General features: G+C 43.4%; 14 protein-coding genes and 1 pseudogene. 5 read left to right on the forward strand and 10 right to left on the reverse strand.

Annotated features, from left to right (window positions below; translation table 11 throughout):
• Positions 1-16 precede the first annotated feature (16 nt).
• The 6 genes from SIB83_RS06120 to SIB83_RS06145 all read right to left on the reverse strand — a co-directional run bounded on the left by SIB83_RS06120 (position 17) and on the right by SIB83_RS06145 (position 7,408).
• Positions 17-1,564 carry a hypothetical protein gene (locus SIB83_RS06120; protein ID WP_413747073.1) on the reverse strand — a complete coding sequence of 516 codons (1,548 nt, stop codon included), beginning with the start codon at positions 1,562-1,564 and terminating at the stop codon, positions 17-19.
• 132 nt (positions 1,565-1,696) lie between these two features.
• A complete protein-coding gene (locus SIB83_RS06125; protein WP_413747074.1) occupies positions 1,697-2,968 on the reverse strand; it encodes a glycosyltransferase family 4 protein in 1,272 nt (423 codons plus the stop codon).
• Between the two features lie 436 nt (positions 2,969-3,404).
• The gene (locus SIB83_RS06130; protein WP_413747075.1) at positions 3,405-5,204 is read right to left on the reverse strand and encodes an ABC transporter ATP-binding protein; all 1,800 of its coding nucleotides are present in this window, start codon (positions 5,202-5,204) and stop codon (positions 3,405-3,407) included.
• Positions 5,205-5,207: 3 nt separating this feature from the next.
• Positions 5,208-5,921: a sulfotransferase family 2 domain-containing protein gene (locus SIB83_RS06135; RefSeq protein WP_413747076.1), complete on the reverse strand. Its 714-nt coding sequence runs from the start codon at positions 5,919-5,921 to the stop codon at positions 5,208-5,210.
• A 62-nt stretch (positions 5,922-5,983) separates the two neighbouring features.
• Positions 5,984-6,607 carry a sulfotransferase gene (locus tag SIB83_RS06140; protein ID WP_413747077.1) on the reverse strand — a complete coding sequence of 208 codons (624 nt, stop codon included), beginning with the start codon at positions 6,605-6,607 and terminating at the stop codon, positions 5,984-5,986.
• 84 nt (positions 6,608-6,691) lie between these two features.
• Complete coding sequence (locus SIB83_RS06145) at positions 6,692-7,408, reverse strand: sulfotransferase family 2 domain-containing protein (RefSeq protein ID WP_413747078.1); 717 nt, start codon at positions 7,406-7,408, stop codon at positions 6,692-6,694.
• 257 nt (positions 7,409-7,665) lie between these two features.
• Here SIB83_RS06145 and SIB83_RS06150 point away from each other — a divergent pair.
• Positions 7,666-8,184: pseudogene (locus SIB83_RS06150) on the forward strand (dTDP-glucose 4,6-dehydratase); the annotation flags it as partial.
• A 2-nt stretch (positions 8,185-8,186) separates the two neighbouring features.
• Here SIB83_RS06150 and SIB83_RS06155 read toward each other — a convergent pair.
• Positions 8,187-9,203 (reverse strand): GDP-L-fucose synthase family protein, encoded by a 1,017-nt coding sequence (locus SIB83_RS06155; protein ID WP_413747079.1) that lies wholly within the window; start codon positions 9,201-9,203, stop codon positions 8,187-8,189.
• Complete coding sequence (gene gmd, locus SIB83_RS06160) at positions 9,200-10,357, reverse strand: GDP-mannose 4,6-dehydratase (protein WP_413747080.1); 1,158 nt, start codon at positions 10,355-10,357, stop codon at positions 9,200-9,202. The genes SIB83_RS06155 and gmd overlap by 4 nt, the downstream gene beginning before the upstream one ends.
• A 582-nt stretch (positions 10,358-10,939) precedes the next feature.
• On the opposite strand from gmd, the gene SIB83_RS06165 reads away from it, so the two are divergent.
• Positions 10,940-11,107: a nucleotidyltransferase substrate binding protein gene (locus tag SIB83_RS06165; RefSeq protein WP_413747081.1), complete on the forward strand. Its 168-nt coding sequence runs from the start codon at positions 10,940-10,942 to the stop codon at positions 11,105-11,107.
• A 490-nt stretch (positions 11,108-11,597) separates the two neighbouring features.
• On the opposite strand, the gene SIB83_RS06170 is transcribed toward SIB83_RS06165, so the two are convergent.
• Entirely contained in the window at positions 11,598-11,741 is a 144-nt protein-coding gene (locus SIB83_RS06170) for a nucleotidyltransferase domain-containing protein (RefSeq protein WP_413747082.1), read from the reverse strand.
• A gap of 691 nt (positions 11,742-12,432) precedes the next feature.
• Positions 12,433-13,365 (reverse strand): polysaccharide biosynthesis/export family protein, encoded by a 933-nt coding sequence (locus SIB83_RS06175; protein WP_413747083.1) that lies wholly within the window; start codon positions 13,363-13,365, stop codon positions 12,433-12,435.
• 283 nt (positions 13,366-13,648) lie between these two features.
• Between SIB83_RS06175 and SIB83_RS06180 the strand changes: the two genes are divergently transcribed.
• Genes SIB83_RS06180 through SIB83_RS06190 form a run of 3 tightly spaced genes read left to right on the forward strand, consistent with a single transcriptional unit; the run spans position 13,649 to position 17,963 of the window.
• On the forward strand, positions 13,649-16,114 hold the full coding sequence (locus SIB83_RS06180; RefSeq protein WP_413747084.1) for a GumC family protein: 2,466 nt from the start codon (positions 13,649-13,651) through the stop codon (positions 16,112-16,114).
• Positions 16,114-16,611: a dual specificity protein phosphatase family protein gene (locus SIB83_RS06185; protein ID WP_413747085.1), complete on the forward strand. Its 498-nt coding sequence runs from the start codon at positions 16,114-16,116 to the stop codon at positions 16,609-16,611. The genes SIB83_RS06180 and SIB83_RS06185 overlap by 1 nt, the downstream gene beginning before the upstream one ends.
• Complete coding sequence (locus SIB83_RS06190; protein ID WP_413747086.1) at positions 16,608-17,963, forward strand: hypothetical protein; 1,356 nt, start codon at positions 16,608-16,610, stop codon at positions 17,961-17,963. The genes SIB83_RS06185 and SIB83_RS06190 overlap by 4 nt, the downstream gene beginning before the upstream one ends.
• Positions 17,964-17,991: the final 28 nt, after the last annotated feature.

A 17,991-nucleotide genomic window follows, 5' to 3' on the forward strand; every position in this document is an offset into this window, starting at 1 on the left:
GAAAATATTTTTTGTATTATGAATCTCTCTTGGTAGTTTGTTGATCCAGACTCAATGATTTTATCAAAAAGGGTGTTTTTAAAAGCCAACGCACTAGAGCAACGAGTAAAATAGGTTCAAAAAAACTGCGAAGAGGAAATGCAACTAAAGCTGTTAAAGAAGTTGTTTTTGCGATTGTGAACCAATCATAGAACTGAGTAATGGCTACAATCGAAAATGTAGGCGCTATTAGGCTTGAATGATAAAGGTGGTTACAGATTGAATGAGAATCTACAAATATAAAAATTATAATAAATGAGAAAAATGCCAACAATAGGTATAAATATCCTATCGAACCCTTTCCCATGCCAATAAAGTGAGTAACACGAAAGCCTCCTAAGACGCTTGGATTACCAGTAGCAAGGTAGTGGAGAGTGTCACCAAAACCTTGAGATAGCACTTTAGCTTTAAAATTATTGTCGGCGGAGAATAAATTTATAATTGGATTAGGTAAATAGGCTATTAGACGTGAAATCTGAAAATTGGTTAATTGCTCCTTTTCATTTTCGTCAAGAAATGAAGCGTCGTAAAGAGAATTATCTACAAATTTAGCATTAGCAAATCTATTTAACATTGGATTAGATAAATATTCTTCACTCCAGCCAGTTGAGGATATATTGCCTGAATTTAATCGTAACAGCCTATATTTGCTTATTTCATCACGATTATTCATTTCGCTAATAGTGAGTTGGATAAGCTCGGTCGGACTAGCTTCATTCCTCCTTTGATCACGAACCATGACCATTGCGGTAGCAAAGTCTGTAAAAATAGGTATAGCTATGACTACTGACAGCAATACTGATATTACTGAAAGGATACGTACTTGTATTTTACCGTAGAGCCATAGCAAACCTATTACGATACCGTAAGAAGCTATAGGAACGAAAAAGTCACTCCGTGAATTTTTGCCTAATGAAATTATTCCAAGCAGTATTAGATATACAACAATGAAAGACGTAGCAAATTTTTTATTATTACTAGCTTTAAATTGATTAAATTGAATAGTCTGTTGAAAATAATAAACGACAGGTATAACTGAAAAAAATCTGAAACCTTGTATAAACTTAATAACTATCACATTTCCGTAGAACCAAGACTGAGCAGCAGCGGCAATTAGGCCCACAAAACTCATTATTATCAGCTCAGAATAAGAGAGTGGAGAAAATATATTAAGTCGTAACAGGAAATTGTGCAGCGAGGATCTTAATTGTTGACATTGCTTTATTCTTCGATAAAAAAAATGTGCACAAACAGCAGCTACACCTACCAACACCGAATTTAAAAAAGTGATGTTCGGAAGTAGAAGATTGAAAGCAATACTTTTGCCCTCGAGAATGGTAAACAATAAGGGGCCTAATAACAAAACGATAGAAAAGCCCAACAATACTACAGAAGAAAGTGGATATTTATAGAACCGTCCTACTTGAAAGGCGTCGTAAATTACAATGAATGAGCCAATTGCTGCGATTAGCGCGGCACTTCTCTCGCTGAAAGATTGCTCAATTAAGAATTGTCCAAACAGCACTATTAAAATCAGTACAAACAAAAATATTCGAGTTTTGTTAATACGACTAACAGAAAGACTATTGACTTTTAGATTATGTAGCCTCATAAAGATTTTGTGAAATAAAAGAGCCTAAAAAAGCGAAGTAAAATATTATAAAGATGTCAAAACATTTGACCATTGCTCACCATAATAATCCCATCCCCCAATCCTTTTTACACGCAATAGAGCAGCATGACTGATCCGATTTCGAATTTCCGGTTGATCTGCAAGTAATTCAAAATGGTCTGCGATACTTTGTGGTGAGCGGATTGGAACAATAAATCCATCAATTCCATTAGTGATCATCTCAGAAGCGCCAGTGTTAGTGGTGGCAATCACAGGGCAGCCAGATGCCATCGCTTCTCCAATAACCATAGCGAGCCCCTCCTCGATACTTGGAAGGACAAATACCGTAGCATTATTATAATAAAATCTAAGTTTATCATTAGGAACAAGGCCAAGTATTTTTATATTCGAACAATCTCTACGTTCTAGTAATGACGTTGCTTCATTACTCATAGATCCTGCAAGAATCAACTGTTTATTAGGGTGACTAAATTTGTCAAATGCAGCAAGTAAATCAATGAAACCCTTTCTTGGACTTGCTTGCCCCACGAAGAAAATAGTAAATTGATCTCTATTAGGATTGATTGTAGTGTCAGGATAAAATCGTTCTAATCTGGCTCCATAAGGAATTTTAATAAGCTTATTTGACGATATACCCTTTTTCAAGAAGCTATTGTAGCAAAATGCACTAGGAATAGAAATTAAATCGGCTTGTTCATACTCTGCTTCTTCTTTCTCAATTACTCTAGGATCAATTCCTCTCCAACGAGAACCATAACGTCGATATTCTTCAGAAAGTAACTCTTCTTGATGACGAATATGAGAAGAGCCGCGATCACAGATATGAAATCCTCCTAATCGCTGTGCTTTATAACCTGAATAAAGTCCACTCCCTGAAAGAGCAATTAAGCAAGGATTATCTTTCAACCTACTAGCAACGTAGTGATCTAATGATTCATGAGCCCACCAAGCCCATTCGCGATCTAGCCAAATTGAGCGATCAAGCCGTAGGCGCCCTCGAGCCATATATGGAGCATGAAGCCATGGGAATGTATATATTTTCTGCTTAGGGATTCCCGGTTCATCCTTAATTTTAAATCGAGGATATCCTGTATAAATAGCTTCCAATAGGTTCCTTTTTTCTAGCTGTCGCGCCAGATGAAAATGATGAAAGCGGCCGATAGAAATTTGAGTAACATGCATACGCTTAAGAAAAAATGAAAATTCAAATTTATAATTAATTTTTAGACGATATCCTTTAATTTCTGTTTTTAGATTTATCAAAAACCTTGCCCAAAACTCAATATTAAGTTTCAATTATTTAATCAATTGTTATACCTCCGAATGAAAAAGACTTTTGCGGTTTAAATGACAAAGCAAAATGCATATAGCATATAACCTTAAAGCACTTGCAAAATTAAGCTGCATAGTCGTCTTCCAGCTCATATAATGGAATCAATTCGGCGAGCTTGATCCAACGATTGTCACCCGAGAGTTGCCCACCGAATGAGAGAAAAAAGGTCTTTAAACAGAGCTGATCAAGATGCTCCTATCGATACATGTGGAAAACTCTGGGCAGATTTTAAGAGCAGATAAGCCTGTTTCTAAACAGTTCAATTCCGATAACTGCTCAAAACCACTACCGCGCAGTAGATATGACTATCTCAGGAGGCCCTAATTAACGTTTAACTTATAGATTCTAGCGCTAACAATTAGTATTCAACAAAATATAGATGATGAATTTTTGACAACCTTAGGCTTGATGCACCAATTTTCGAAATTGCCTTGAAGATGTCATGAGTTCATCATAGGTTCCAGAACTTGCAATGTGGCCATTTTCTAAATATAGGATTTTTGAGCAATTTTTTGTTGTTGACAATCTGTGTGCAATGAGAATTATTGTAGCACCCATCTCGTGGAGATTATTCATTACGAGTGATTCTGTATTATTATCAAGAGCACTAGTAGCCTCATCTAGAAAAATTATATTTGTTCTTTTATACAACGCTCTTGCTATGCAAAGCCGTTGACGCTGCCCGCCGCTTAAATTCAACCCATTTTCCTCAATATAACTGTCTAACTTATTTTCAAGGGAATCAATGTATCCACTAAGATTAACAGTTTTAATTAAACTTGAAACTTTACTGATATCCACTTTTTCAGACCTATAAAAGGCTATATTGTTGGCTATAGAATCATGAGTAAAAGTTAATTCTTGTGGTACATATGCAAATTTGTTTTTCCAATTACTTAAGGTAGATTGAATATTATTTCCACTAAATAATATTTCACCCTCAGTTGGTGTCAATAGTCCCATCAAAAGATCAAGCAGAGTACTCTTTCCACTTCCGGTCTCTCCAACTAAAGCTATTGTGTCGCCCTTATTAATATGAAAATTTATATCATTAAGAATATATCTATCATCGCAATTGTATTTATAACTAAGATTGTTTATTGTCAGAAGAGGGGGATCGGATTTATCTAGAAGTTTATCGGTATCAATATGCAAAGACTTATCATTTGGAATTGGTGTGTATATCGATTCTTTTGATTCTTTCATTAGATTTATCATCGAAATGACAGATTTTACTGCTGGCTTAGAATTTTTTATAGAGTTTGACGTTTGATATATTTTTTGAATTGGTTGAATTAGCTTTGTAAAACCAAAAGCTAAGAGAGCCAAAGGCTCAGCTAATTTCTGTAAACTCAAACCTTGAAAGTCATAGATAATTATTATTAAAAGTACTGTGCAAATAAAGAATGGTTCAACAAGAAATTTTGGTGTTTCTTGAATTATTTTATTCTTAGCTTTAGATTCCCTAAATATTCTATTCGAACTACTTATTTTATCAAGGAAGAATTGACTATTATTTTCGATTTTTATGGTTTTGATGGATTTGAGCATAGCCTGAATCCAGGCAATCATATTTTTATTGTATGTAATGCGCTCTCGCCCAATACGTATAACTTTTTCGGCATTGAGTTTAAATGAAATATAATAGAATAAAGACATCATGATCATCACGAAACCAATAACCTTTGGCTCTAAGGCTATTAATGAGCTGAACAAAACCACTATTAATAATATATTTGGAATAAATACTGCAAGCGTTGTAATAAGGCCGGAAGTCTGATCTAAATTATTGGTTAATGTTGATAAAATAGAACTACTATCGTTTTTTACGTGCCAAGAGTATGACTGTGCTTCAACAGATTCTGTAACCTTATCTGACAGATTGCAAGCAATATCTACTGAAATGTAATTCGAATAATCATTTATTTTTACTCTTGCAAATCCAGAAACTATACATAGAAGCATAAACAATAGGCAGGAAAACAGTATTATATTTTGGACATTGAAACCTATAGTTTCAAGGTAGGGATATTTCTGAATAAACTTTAAAGGATTTGATATTGACTCAAGGAAAGGGACTAAAAGTGCAACGTTGAGAACTTGGAGTGCAGCAGAAATTAAACTAAAAACAGACAAAAAGATTAATTTTTTTCTTTTTTCATATGGAATTTTTTTTCCTAAATCAATTAAATAGCTCATAATTTAATGCTTTATATACGATTTTTTGTTGTGATAGGAAAGGATAGCATTTGCAAGGACAAATTCTTCGTCTAGATAATGATTTAAAAAGGATATGTATTTTTGATCAATAGGAACAAATTTATCCTTAGGCTTAGCATTTAATTTGTTAATCAAGGGCTGTGGCTTTAATTGTTCAGATTGAAATATTTGAGACAAATCGTTATTTAAATTTTCAAGCTTAATTACATATTTTATTTTATGCTTATTTTTTTCAAGGTGGCTAAGTGAACCAAACCAATACTGCAATGAAGAATATCTTGTAATAATAGGAATTGCGTTTAAATATTTTAAATAATTGACAACATTTTTATTGTCGTTCATCAATGCATCTATAAATACATTTATATCGCGAAATTTTTCATAAAAACCTTTTTCTTTTTCGTTCAGATTCTTTTTCATATGAATTTTAGAGTAAAATGCAGATTCGAATCTCTTTATTGGATTCCTTATGCAGACTATTGCTTTCTGATTAGGATTAAGATGTTTCAACTTTATTTCATGCCAGTCATAAATATAGGTATTTAAATTTATATTTAAATTTTTCCTAAGAGATGTTCCTCCACATTTAGGAACATGAATGAAAATATATTCATTAGAAATTCTTCTTAACTTATGACTATAATAGATATCTTTAAGCCTGTCTTTAATTTTGTTTTTTCTTGAAAGGTACTGCACGGGGCAAGAAGGGCAAAGTGTGAGATTTTTTAACTTTAAATACAGCTTGACAATTGAAAGATTTACTGAAAACGAGCCGAGTTAGCAAGTTTTTTCCATTTATGTCTATTGATATACCATTTCAATGCATTTTTGTTACCCTTATTGCTGACAGGGTACATGTTTTTATCCTCAACTGATATGCCAAGAAACCCTTGCAAAGCTTTAGTGATATACCAGTTGTCATTTTCAATGTTTATCATTAATAGTCTTCCGGGATTATCCTTAAAAGCTTTCACTATATTACAAATATGTGTCACATAAAAGTCTCTAAATTCAATCTCATTACCTTTGTAGATACTGTTTCCATATATTGCTTGGTGGAGCGGAATAGATTTGTCAGCGTAAATTGACATCGAGTTCAGCCAGCGATCTAAAGATCTGTAAGTAAGAATGTATTTAGCGTCTGGAAACTTTTCCATATATCGAGTAAAAGTAACTGGCCAAGGCAAGTCTTGAAACATATCGTATTCATCTACTTTTTGATCGCAAAATTTGTAAATTTTATCTATGTCATGTTCTTTGTTAACGTTTTGATTACACACTCTATATCCTAATTTCGAAAAATACTTACCCATAGACGTCGTCCCCGTTTTAGAGAGACCCAAGCAAAAAACCTTAGAAAATTGATGTTCTTGATTAGCCATAGGAGAATTTTTATAATTAAATAATAAAAGGGTAGAAAGTTTTCAATGTAAAACCATTGAAGAGACGCGAAGAGCTAAATACATCTAATAATCATAATTGAATCGGACAAAGTCCTTTTCGTAATTTTTTATTATCAAATGTCTGTTAAATTTATTCTCTAACTGTGAATATTTTGGTCTCTTTCCTCTTTTATTGATGTCACTATTTTGACTCGTTACATCAACTTTAGGTGCCAAATTGTTTTCAATTTCGAATTTATTCAAGTCGCTAATAAGGTTTTCGAATCTTATTATGATAACTTTATTTTCTATCTCTGCATTGAAGCTTTTTACAAAGTCACATTGGTTTCGCTTATGAGCTAAAAGCCTATGTGACATATTAGGGTTTATATCAATTGGAAATTCTTCGCAGAACTTATCGAAATTCTTTTGATTTTGATTTTCTTGTAGAGTATGGTGGTAAAATAAACTTACTATTCTAGTAAACGGATTTCTAATAATAGTAAAGATTGTATCTTCAGCTGTCTTATAATTAAGTATGCCGAATGCTTCCATTTCTATTAGCGTTAAATGCTGACCGACTAAAGACATTTCAAACATTCCTTTAGCATGTTTCTTGGCCGTACGACTATTAAATGTTTTTACAGCAAAGCCTGCTATTCTAGACCTTAAATTATCCCTATGATTAATATTTTTCTGTTTTAAGGGATTATCAGAAAGTCCGTATCGATCTTCAGCGAATTTACCAGCATTTTTAGGAATGTGTATAAAAACAAAGTTCCTCAGAATGTCCCTAGGCATAAGTAAAAGACCGCATACAACTTCGCTAAAACTTTAACCAATGAATTTGATAGCCTGAATCATAAATCATGATAGCAATAGTTTGCTCTTGGCTTGATAATATAGTATATATATTTAAACTCTTGCCAGCTCGGCTAATGCAATAATTACTTGAAATTGAATCATAATAAAGTGATTTGACGTGCTTTTCTTAAAAGTTTAATGCCATAATTTTCAATCTTAAAGAATTTGTCAAGGTCGCCTTACAAGCATTGTTTATTAAGGCCTGGCACCACACCTATGGGCTACCCGTTGTGCTCACCAATTGCAGCAACAACTATGGCCGTTGGCAGTTTCCCGAAAAACTGATTCCAGTGGTGGTCCTCAAGGCTGCAGCAGGAGAGCCAATCCCCCTCTACGGAGATGGCATGAACATTCGCGATTGGCTGCATGTGGAAGATCACGTGGACGCCTTGCTTATGGCCGCATGCAGAGGACGATCAGGTCGTAATTACTGCGTTGGTGGATATGGGGAGCGCACCAACACCGAAGTCGTGGAGACGATTTGCCAGCTTCTAGACGAACTTCAGCCCTCCAGGAAGCCCCACCAGCAACTGATCAAACTCATTCGCGATCGCCCTGGTCACGACCGCCGTTATGCCATTGATCCCAGCCGAATCGAAACTGAACTGGGATGGCAGCCCCGCTACCGCTTCGAGGAAGGGTTGGAGGACACAGTCCGTTGGTACCTGGAGCACCAGGACTGGTGCGAGCAGGTGAGATCAAAGCCAGGGTGACTTCACTGGCGCAGAGTCTGAGCCGACTGAGCCTTCAGAAGATCGCCATAAGCCGCTGGCAATCCTTCCGCTAATGGAATCTGAGCGTTCCATCCCAACCCCTTCATCCGGCTCACCTCCAGCTGTTTCTTTGGGGTGCCATCTGGCTTACTGGTATCCCACTCAATCGTTCCTTCAAACCCCACCACCGCAGCAATCTGTTCCGCTAATTCCTTAATTGTGAGATCCACTCCCGTTCCCACATTCAAAAACGCCAGCGGATTCCCTTGATCATCTCTGGGTGCCTCTTGATCAAGAGCGCTCCAGTTCTCCAGCGCAAACACGCAGGCCTTGCCCAGATCATCCACATACAAAAACTCACGCATCGGTGATCCCGTTCCCCAACAAATCACACTCTCTAATCCTGCTTGCTTGGCTTCATGGAAGCGGCGGATCAGAGCCGGCAGCACATGGCTATTCTCCGGGTGATAGTTATCTCCCGGGCCATACAAATTCGTTGGCATCAAACTGATCGCATCAAAGCCATACTGCTTTCTCAGCGATTCGCACAGCTTGATCCCCGTGATCTTGGCGATCGCATACCACTCATTGGTAGGTTCTAAACTTCCCGTTAATAACGCTTCTTCTGTGATCGGTTGCTCGGCAAACTTCGGGTAAATACAACTACTACCCAGAAATAGCAATCGCCTCACCCCCGCCTTCCAAGCCCCTTCAATCACATTCGTTTGGATCTTGAGGTTTTCCAGCAGAAAATCAGCTGGGTAGGTGTCATTCGCATAAATTCCGCCCACCTTGGCGGCCGCCAGCACCACCACATCAGGCTTCTGCTGTTCGTACCAAGCCTTCACGGCTTCGCCATCTAAGAGATCAAGCTCCTGCCGATTTGGAATCAGCAAGGCTCCGCCTTTCGCTTCATCGCCATAGCCCTTCTCCTGCAACGCCCTACAAATCGCGCTACCTGCCATGCCCCGCGCGCCGGCCACAAAAAAGCGGTCACCCGCTTTAATCAAGCTGCTCACGCCTTAACTCCAGCGGCCTTTACAGCATCAGGGTTGGTGGGTGGATTCTCCATCGAGCCCACCACATTGAATCCTTTCAATTTCAAATACGCCTCCTTCTTGGCCTCCTCTTTGTCCGTTGCCACCATCTCCGCCACTAACTCCTCCAGCGTTGTCGTTGGCGTCCAGCCCAGCTTCTCCTTCGCTTTCGCGGGATCACCCAGCAACGTCTCCACTTCTGCAGGTCGGAAATAGCGCGGATCAATCCGCACCACTACTTCGCCGCTGCTGCGTTTACCGGTTTCCTCCAAGCCGTCGCCTTCCCACTCGATGGCCCCCCAGCCCAACTCCAATGCCGTTAATTCAATAAAGCGGCGCACGCTTTCCTGCCGCCCCGTGGCGATCACAAAATCCTCCGGTGGTCCCTCCTGCTGCAGCATCCGCCACTGCATCTCCACATAATCCCGGGCATGGCCCCAATCCCGCAGTGAATCGAGATTGCCCATATACAGGCAATCCTCTAAACCCGCATCAATCCGCGCCAATCCCCGCGTGATCTTGCGCGTCACAAACGTTTCACCACGCCTCGGACTCTCGTGGTTAAAAAGCACCCCATTGCAGGCATACATCCCGTAGGCCTCGCGGTAATTCACCGTGATCCAGTACGCATACAACTTGGCTACCCCATAGGGGCTTCTTGGGTAGAAGGGCGTGCTCTCCTTCTGCGGCATCTCCTGCACCAAGCCATACAGCTCACTCGTGCTCGCCTGATAAATACGCGTTGTCTCCGTAAGCCCTAGCATCCGTACCGCCTCGAGGAGGCGCAGGGTGCCTAGAGCATCGGAATTAGCGGTGTACTCGGGGGCTTCAAAGCTCACTGCCACATGGCTTTGGGCGCCAAGGTTATAAATCTCATCCGGCTGCACCTGCTGAATAATACGGATCAAATTGCTGCTATCCGTTAAATCCCCGTAGTGCAGCACCAGCCGCGGATCATCCACATGGGGATCCTGATAAAGATGGTCAATTCTGGTCGTATTGAAGCTACTTGCTCGTCTTTTGATCCCATGAACTTCATAGCCCTTCTCAAGCAGAAGCTCTGCTAGGTAGCTGCCGTCTTGGCCGGTGATTCCGGTGATCAGGGCGGTTTTTGTGAGGGTAATAGAGGAGGGCATTGAGTCTTCAGAACGTCGTGCAGGCACAACATTTCTGCCTGCGGTCACAGCGGACGGGAGCAGAGCTCAACCCTCTCGAAACGTGACGTTGTGAAATCTACCCTGCCAAAGCGTTGCTGCAAAGTCTGAACATTTTTGGCTGGGCATGCATTCGTCGAATCATCCCCGCAGCCGTCTATGCAGTCAAAAAAAAAAAAGGGGGGGAGGGGGACCACCAGCATAGGCACGCCTACGTAACGGGAAAGGCACGTTTACGTATCGCTATTTCCCACCAGCTGAACTACTCCCTCTCCCAGCAATTCAAGGTCTGAGTTCACGACCCTTAGGCGAAAGCACCCGAATGGCCGAGCGACCACTCCCCGTTGATCTATGCAAGGAGGTGAAGCATGGGCCACAGCAGCACCCTGCTTCCGGAGCCGTTACTGAAGGAAGGGCAAAGCCACCTCAGAACTCCTTGCGCCATCAAGCCCTAACCCTCGCCAGTGACTCGCAGCTATTGCAAGACAAAAAGACCGGTCTTTTGAATAAGGCCTTTGTGACCACTCAGTTGCTTCGTAATGTGGTGCAGCCGCATTGGCTTCCATGGCAGACGCCGATGTGAGCTGGCTGCAGCGCCTAGAAAATTACGAACGGGCCTTAGCCACGCTCGAACGAGCGCTCTCTCTTGCTGCCAGCCGTCCACTCAGTGAGCTTGAGCAACAAGGATTAATTCAGGCGTTTGAGTTCACCCATGAGCTCAGCTGGCTTTGACAAAAAGACTTCTTAGTGGATCAAGGCGTCAGTGGCATCAGTGGTTCCAGAGATGCTGGCCGCGAAGCCCTTGTGAGAGAGCTTTTAGCCCCTGGCACGGAAAACAATTAAATGGCGATTGGTCAACAGCCCAATCCAACCCAAAGAATCCACAACCTGAAGGTCTGAGGTCACAGACGCATCCATCTCGATCGAATGTGTTTTCACCCTCGAGAAAACCGCGCAACGCAGAAATAGATAGACTGGACACGGATTTAATCCTAGCAGGGTGATCATATTTAACACCTGACCTGGCATGAGATCAAAATTCTCAAGCACTCGCTTAGGGATAACAATTTGGTGCTATGGGGAACCGTCGTGACATCCATCAGCAAAACGTACTGGCCAAGCACTGGGTCTTAATAGCAAGCAGATCAACGGAGGCGACAGGAGTGAATTAAGAGGACAGCCTTGCCTTCGCTTGAACAAGGCCAATCCAGCGGTCGAATGTCTAGATGACTAGTTCGTTATTTCGTCGACGAGCAGCATCGACGCACAAATCGATATCCGATCCAGTGTGTTCACGGCCCATCGCCCTCGAACCGAACAACCAGATGGCTTCCAAATCAGGTTGTTGAATCAATACATCCAACAAGTGTTGTTGTTGAGACCCGGGGATTCCTGTGATTAATGCAGTTTGGCCCTTCTAAGGGCTTGTTGCGTCCATCAGCGTGGTACTAGTTTCAAGCCGAACTACAGGAGGTGCGCAAGTTTTGAATGCAGCTGACGCAATACCTCCAATCATAGGCTGCAATCGCGTGGTTGTAGGTGTAACTGGTGAGATTGTGGCTTTAAAACATCAGCACCCAAGACTCACCTACTTGAATTGATTCAAGGCGGAAGGCTTCTCTAAATGTTTAACAATATTCTAGCAAGCTTTCGTTGCCTTTATTACGCAACTGATCTCGAAGCGTGTTCCAAGTCAACAGAGCTTAATTCAGCTTGATGAAGATACTTACTATAGCGGAGCACTTGATTTCACTTGAAGCCACCTCATGCGATAAGACCTGAATCTGTACACGCCCGGAAAGCAGGACTCGTCCAGAACCAACTTCCTCAGCCCGCAAAATGGCAGGAAAAGATTCTTGATGCTTTTAAAGTTAGCCGACGAGGGAGCCCCGCGAACAAACTGGATTGATAGAAAATTAAACTAAATCTGCACGAAACTCTTGAGAGTGAAATCAAAACGCGAAAAAATGATCAATTGGCACTGGAAAAGTTAATATCAAGCAGTAGCATGAGTGCCAAAAATAATGAGCAACAGTTAGTTATTCCTTCGCAACGCATTAATCTGTCGTATCATTAACAAGTCTCAGCAAAGTCCAGATCGTCACCAAACCACTGACAGGTTGACTCACAGCATTGATCGCATCACTGGCCTGGGCCAATCCACTGCGATTCACACGCACGGTATCTCCATCTCGAAGAGGGGGATTCTTTTCGTTCGATGCACCTTGGCTTAGATCAATGGCAAATCTCTCCAAAGTTGCCGATCCATTCCGGTTAATACGAACTAATTGAACATTTCCCTTGTTTGCCCTCCATGCAACTGGCCCACCTGCGGCAAGCACTGCTTGAACTAATGGAGTATTGGCCTCAAGAAGTAAGGTACCAGGTTTCTCAACTTCCCCAATTACGTTCACCTTGATTTCCTGAGGCGACAAATTCACCGAGGCAAGCTCAACAGCTTCTTCAGGGGTTTCATCTGCCTTGCCAAGACGAATCGTATCTCCATCGAAGAGATAGGGATTCTGAGTTTGGTTACCTTGAAGAATGAGATCTAGAAGATTCAGCTTGGCCTGCTTGTATTGCCCCTCCTCCCCTGGCAAGCGTCGCTGAAGCACCACATCACGCAAATTCGCAACCTGTGTAATCCCGCCAGCTTTCTGGATCGCATCCACCACCGTCGGCAGACCACTGATGCTTGTGGAAGGTCCGCCCTCAGTGCTTACGGTCTCACTCAACGTGAGTGAATAAATACCAGGCCTTTCCACCTCTCCAACCAAAGCCACACGTATCGGCCTTGGCTTGACAACCCTGAGCTGCAGATCTGGTCTCAGCAGTTGTTGACCCATCAACTGCTGGACCCAAAAAGTGGCCTGCTGCAAAGTCAAGCCGGTGACACGAACACTGCCAATCAGTGGCAAGGGCACCGATCCATCATTCAGCACCTCCAGCTGACCCGACAAATCTGGAACGTCAAAGAGTTTGAGTTCCAAGACGTCACCAGGCCCGATGATGTACGCGTCAGTGTCTAACTCCAAGTTCTCTTGAGGGAGCGGAGCAGTTGCTTGGGCTATTTGCCTGCTCTCGAGCAGTACCTCCTGGGCCCCGGCCATCGACAAGGACAGTGACTGACAGGCCAACAATGTGGTGAGGGCCAGGTAACGCAGCCTTTGCATGGGATTTTTTGACTGCAGCTGTTAAGGGAAATAAGTGTCCCACGTCGGCTTTGATTTGTCTCTTGCGGCGCTTTAATGGCTATCCATAAAGGCCGGGATCATGTCCAATTTGATCGTTAACCCCGTCCAAACACCGGATTTCAACAGACACCAAGCTCAAACCGTCAACGTTCAAGACCTCGGCAGGACGGTCGTACAGGCTGCCGATAACAACGATGAGATCGACCTGCGCGAACTTTGGCGCGCTTTGAGGAGACGCAAAAACCTTGTTGGCGTTACCGCCGCAGGAGTGCTTGCCCTATCTGGATTGAACACCGCCTATCAAAGAATTTTTCGACCTGTATACCAAGGCTCTTTTGCTCTGCTGATCACTGATCCGCTCAACAATGAATCAGGTAATAGAGCAGCTGCAGCAGCCTTGGACGGTGGGATGTTCGAAGAACTGGCTCGCAACACCACCAGTAATGACATCCCCACGCTGATTGAATTGTTGCAAAGTCCATTGTTGCTGAGCCCGATTGCACAACGTTATGACTTAAATGCGAATGCTTTAGCAAAGCGAATCACAATCACAACCGGTGGTGAAAAGCGTAAAGAAGCTGAAGGAATACTTAACGTCAGCGTGACTGGCAGAGATCCGGTTGAAGACAAGCAACTTCTTGATGATCTCAGCTCCACCTATTTACAGGCTGCCTTACAACAGCGTCAACAACGTCTCTCGGATGGTCTTAATTTCCTGAACAAGCAGGCTCCGGCTCTTGAGGCCAAAACAGAGGAAATCCAATCAGAGGTTTCCGACTTCCGCCAGCGACATTCTCTTCTAGAACCTACAACCGAAGGAGGAGCTCTAAAGCAACGCGAGGCGGCAATCGCAGCGCAGGTTTTGGACCTTGAAGCAGGCCGTAATCGGCTTTTAAGAGTGCGCCAAGAAATTGCCAATGGAACCCTTACAGCCCGCGGATTTCAGGAAGCCATAGGAGGCCTTGGCAACGGCACAACAGCCGGAGGTGACGTTCAGGGCCTGACCATCAGCGATGTCGACCAAAGTCTACTTCAACAACTGCTCAAAGTCGAAACAGAACTCGCCGAAGCGAGAGCAAAATACAACCCCGATTCCTCAATGGTTCGAGGTCTTGAAGCACGTCTCAACCAGCTGCAACCTCTTTTGCGTAAAAACCAACTGGAAGCTGTTGATGCGGCTCTCAACCTGAATGCCGGTCGACTGGAAACAGCCAAAGCTCAGGAGACTTCACTCAACAACCAATTTCTCAAGCAACCAGCGCTGATCAAGCAATACGAAGCACTACAAACGCGTTTGAAGATTGCCCAACAAAACCTCACCGGCCTTGTGACGGCGAGGGAAAACTTTCAACTCGAAATTGCCCAACGCAGCGTGCCATGGCGTGTGATAGATCCACCGGAGATTAATCCAAATCCGATCAAACCCTCCATTCCCCGAAATCTTGCCCTTGGAGCTGTTCTTGGATTGGTGGCAGGAGCTGCTGCTGGATTACTGCGAGATCGAATGGACCATGTCTTCCACCATGCGGGGGAAGTGAAAATGGATCTGGGTTTGCCACTCTTAGGCCACATCCCTCACGTTGATCTTTTCAAAGGAGTTAGGGAAGACAAACGTTTCCTGCTTCAAGAGCTCGACATCAACAATCCATCAGAGGAAGATCAAAACACCAAACAAAAGGCCAAATATCAACGTTTCTTTTATCAGGAAGCTTTTCGTAATTTGTTTACTTCGATTCGGTTTCTGAACAGCGATCAACCATTGCGCTCCATTGCCATCACGAGCTCTCTCCCTGCTGAAGGGAAATCGCTCGTCAATGTGTTGCTGGCTAAAACACTTTCTGAAATGGGGCAAAAAGTTTTGCTCATTGATGCTGACCTACGCAAACCAAAGCTGCACACACGCCTTGGCCTCAATAATTTACGCGGCCTCACCAATGTTTTGACTGATGATTCCAACAGCTGGCGCAGTGTGCTTCAGCCTGTAGAGGGATACGAAAACTGGTCAGTCATTACCGCAGGTCGCAGGCCACCAGATCCAGCCCGACTGCTGAGCTCCAATCGCTTGCACCAACTCGTTGAAGATCTCGAAAACAGTGGCGAATTCGACCTGATTCTGTTCGATACAGCACCAGTGTTGGGTCTGGCCGACGCAGCACTGGTCGCTGAACACTGCGATGGACTGGTGCTTATGGTGAGTCTGGACCGCGTCGATCGCAGCTTGCCCAAAGAGGCGGTTGCCCGCATCCTCAGCAGCGGAGCGCCACTATTGGGCGTGGTCACCAACTGCATCAAGCGTGAAGAAAAGGGGGCTCAGGCCTACGGATTTGGCCAATACGACCAATACGGTTATGGCTATGGCGGTTATGGCTATGGCGGTTATGGCTATGCGGCTTACGACACCACAGCTGCTTACGCTTACTATGCCAATGACGATGAAACTCAGACAGCTGGCGCCGCTCGTCAAGACAAGAGAACATCCAACACCAACCTGAAATCGAAGCTACGTCAGCGTCGAATTCAACTGATGCACTGGCTTGATAACTAATGCCAAGGCCCAATTACTCCCGCTTTCGCCTCAACTGGGTGTTAGTGAATGAACTAGCTATCGGACCCGCTCCCAGAGCGGAACATCATCTTGATCATTTACAGGATGCAGGAGTCCGGGCAGTGCTCAGTCTTTGCGACACAAATGAAGCTGAACCACCGCTATCTCTTCAACAACGTTTTATTTGCCGCCGACTTGTATTGCCCGACCATCGCATCAACAGAAGCCTCGAACTCAATGAACTCCACTCGGCGCTAAAACTTTTGAAAAGCCTTCAGCCTGAAGGCCCAGTGTTTGCGCATTGCGTTGCTGCCATGGAGCGATCACCATTGGTCTGCATGGCATGGCTTGTGGAACACAAAAGCTTGTCTCCCACAGACGCATTGGAATATTTAATGCAGATCCACCCTGGCACCAATCCACTTCCTCAACAGCTGTCTGTTCTACGCGAACTACAGTTCGCTCAATATCGCAGTGAAGACCAACTAGCTGCATGAACATAAAGCATTCAATAATGCCAGGGGTAATATTGCTGTTTGCTGGCTCAGCAAACAGCCAGGATTTGCAGTGGGAATTAGTACCGCCTCCACCTCCAGTACCGACAGATTCCTCTTCCATAACAACCCAACAATCCGACAAGCTGGTCTGGGAACGAGTTATTCCTGAGACAAATTTCGATTCACCGCTATTCACATCAGAATCCAGTGTTCTCTCAGTTGAAGAGACTGATCCAACATTAGTGTGGGAGCCAGTCGAAGACGATGATGTCATCGTGTTCGAGGAAGAGCAACCCATCACCATTGAAGACTCCACTCAAGCAATTCAAACGGCCTTACGAACGCTTGATGAAGAGTCACCGACCTATGCAAGCTCCAGGGCGTTGCTTCGCAATGATCGCTGGCACCCACAAATCAGTTATCTCATCCCCAACGGCTATGGCCCTAAACGCTTCATTTTTGATGGTGTCATCACAGGAACTGATTGCACCTTAGGTAAAGGTCCTTGCGAGCCGTTCACGACCTTTTCGAACTGGCAGGAGTCAATTAAAAATCAAGCCAATGGCAGCACCTACTTCAATGTGGGATTTGGAGATACACAATCATGGGGTGGAATTCTCATCACAACCAGTGCGGAAACCATCTCAGCAAGCCTTGGGCGAGGAGACGGTCCATTGGTCGATAAAACAAACATTCTTCAGGGTATTCAAACTGGTCTGCATTATTCCAAAGCCATCGGCCCCGACACATCGTTCAGAACCGGAGTCGAAAACTGGATCACGTGGGACAGTGAAGACTTCACCTTCTCTGATATGACCAGAAACTTTTATTTCGTAGGCAGCCAACGATTCCGGTTGAAAAAGTCAACCAATGAGAGCAAGTGGTTCCGCAATGCTTACTTAACCCTAGGAGTCGGCAATGGTGAATTCAAGCCCATCGAGCAGACGTTCAAGGATCAGACTTTAGCCCTTAAAAATGCAGGCTGTGCAACATATGGGTTTTCACCTGAGACTCCATGCAGCAACGAAAGTTTCAAACGCGCTTTACGAACTGGAAGCGACTATGGGCAAATCAATCCGATTGGAGCTGTTTCGATCGAAATTGTTGATGGCTTGCACCTTCTCAGCGAATGGTCGGGGCGTAACTTAAATGCAGGCTTGAGCTGGAGACCGTTCAAAGAGGTTGGTTTTGTGATCACTCCAATGATTGAAAGCATCGTTAGAAATTGCGAATACCCGGGTTGTAAAGTCAAACCAATCAGCAATTTTCCCGAACGAGTGCCCTTACCAGATGTTGTTCTGACAAGCAGAGCGCGGCTGAGCCTGCAAGTATCATTTCAGGTCCAATTTTAAAGCCATTAAACATAGGCCCCTCTAGTCA

It is taken from the genome of Synechococcus sp. MIT S9507, from assembly GCF_047304715.1.
Lineage (GTDB): Bacteria > Cyanobacteriota > Cyanobacteriia > PCC-6307 > Cyanobiaceae > Synechococcus_C.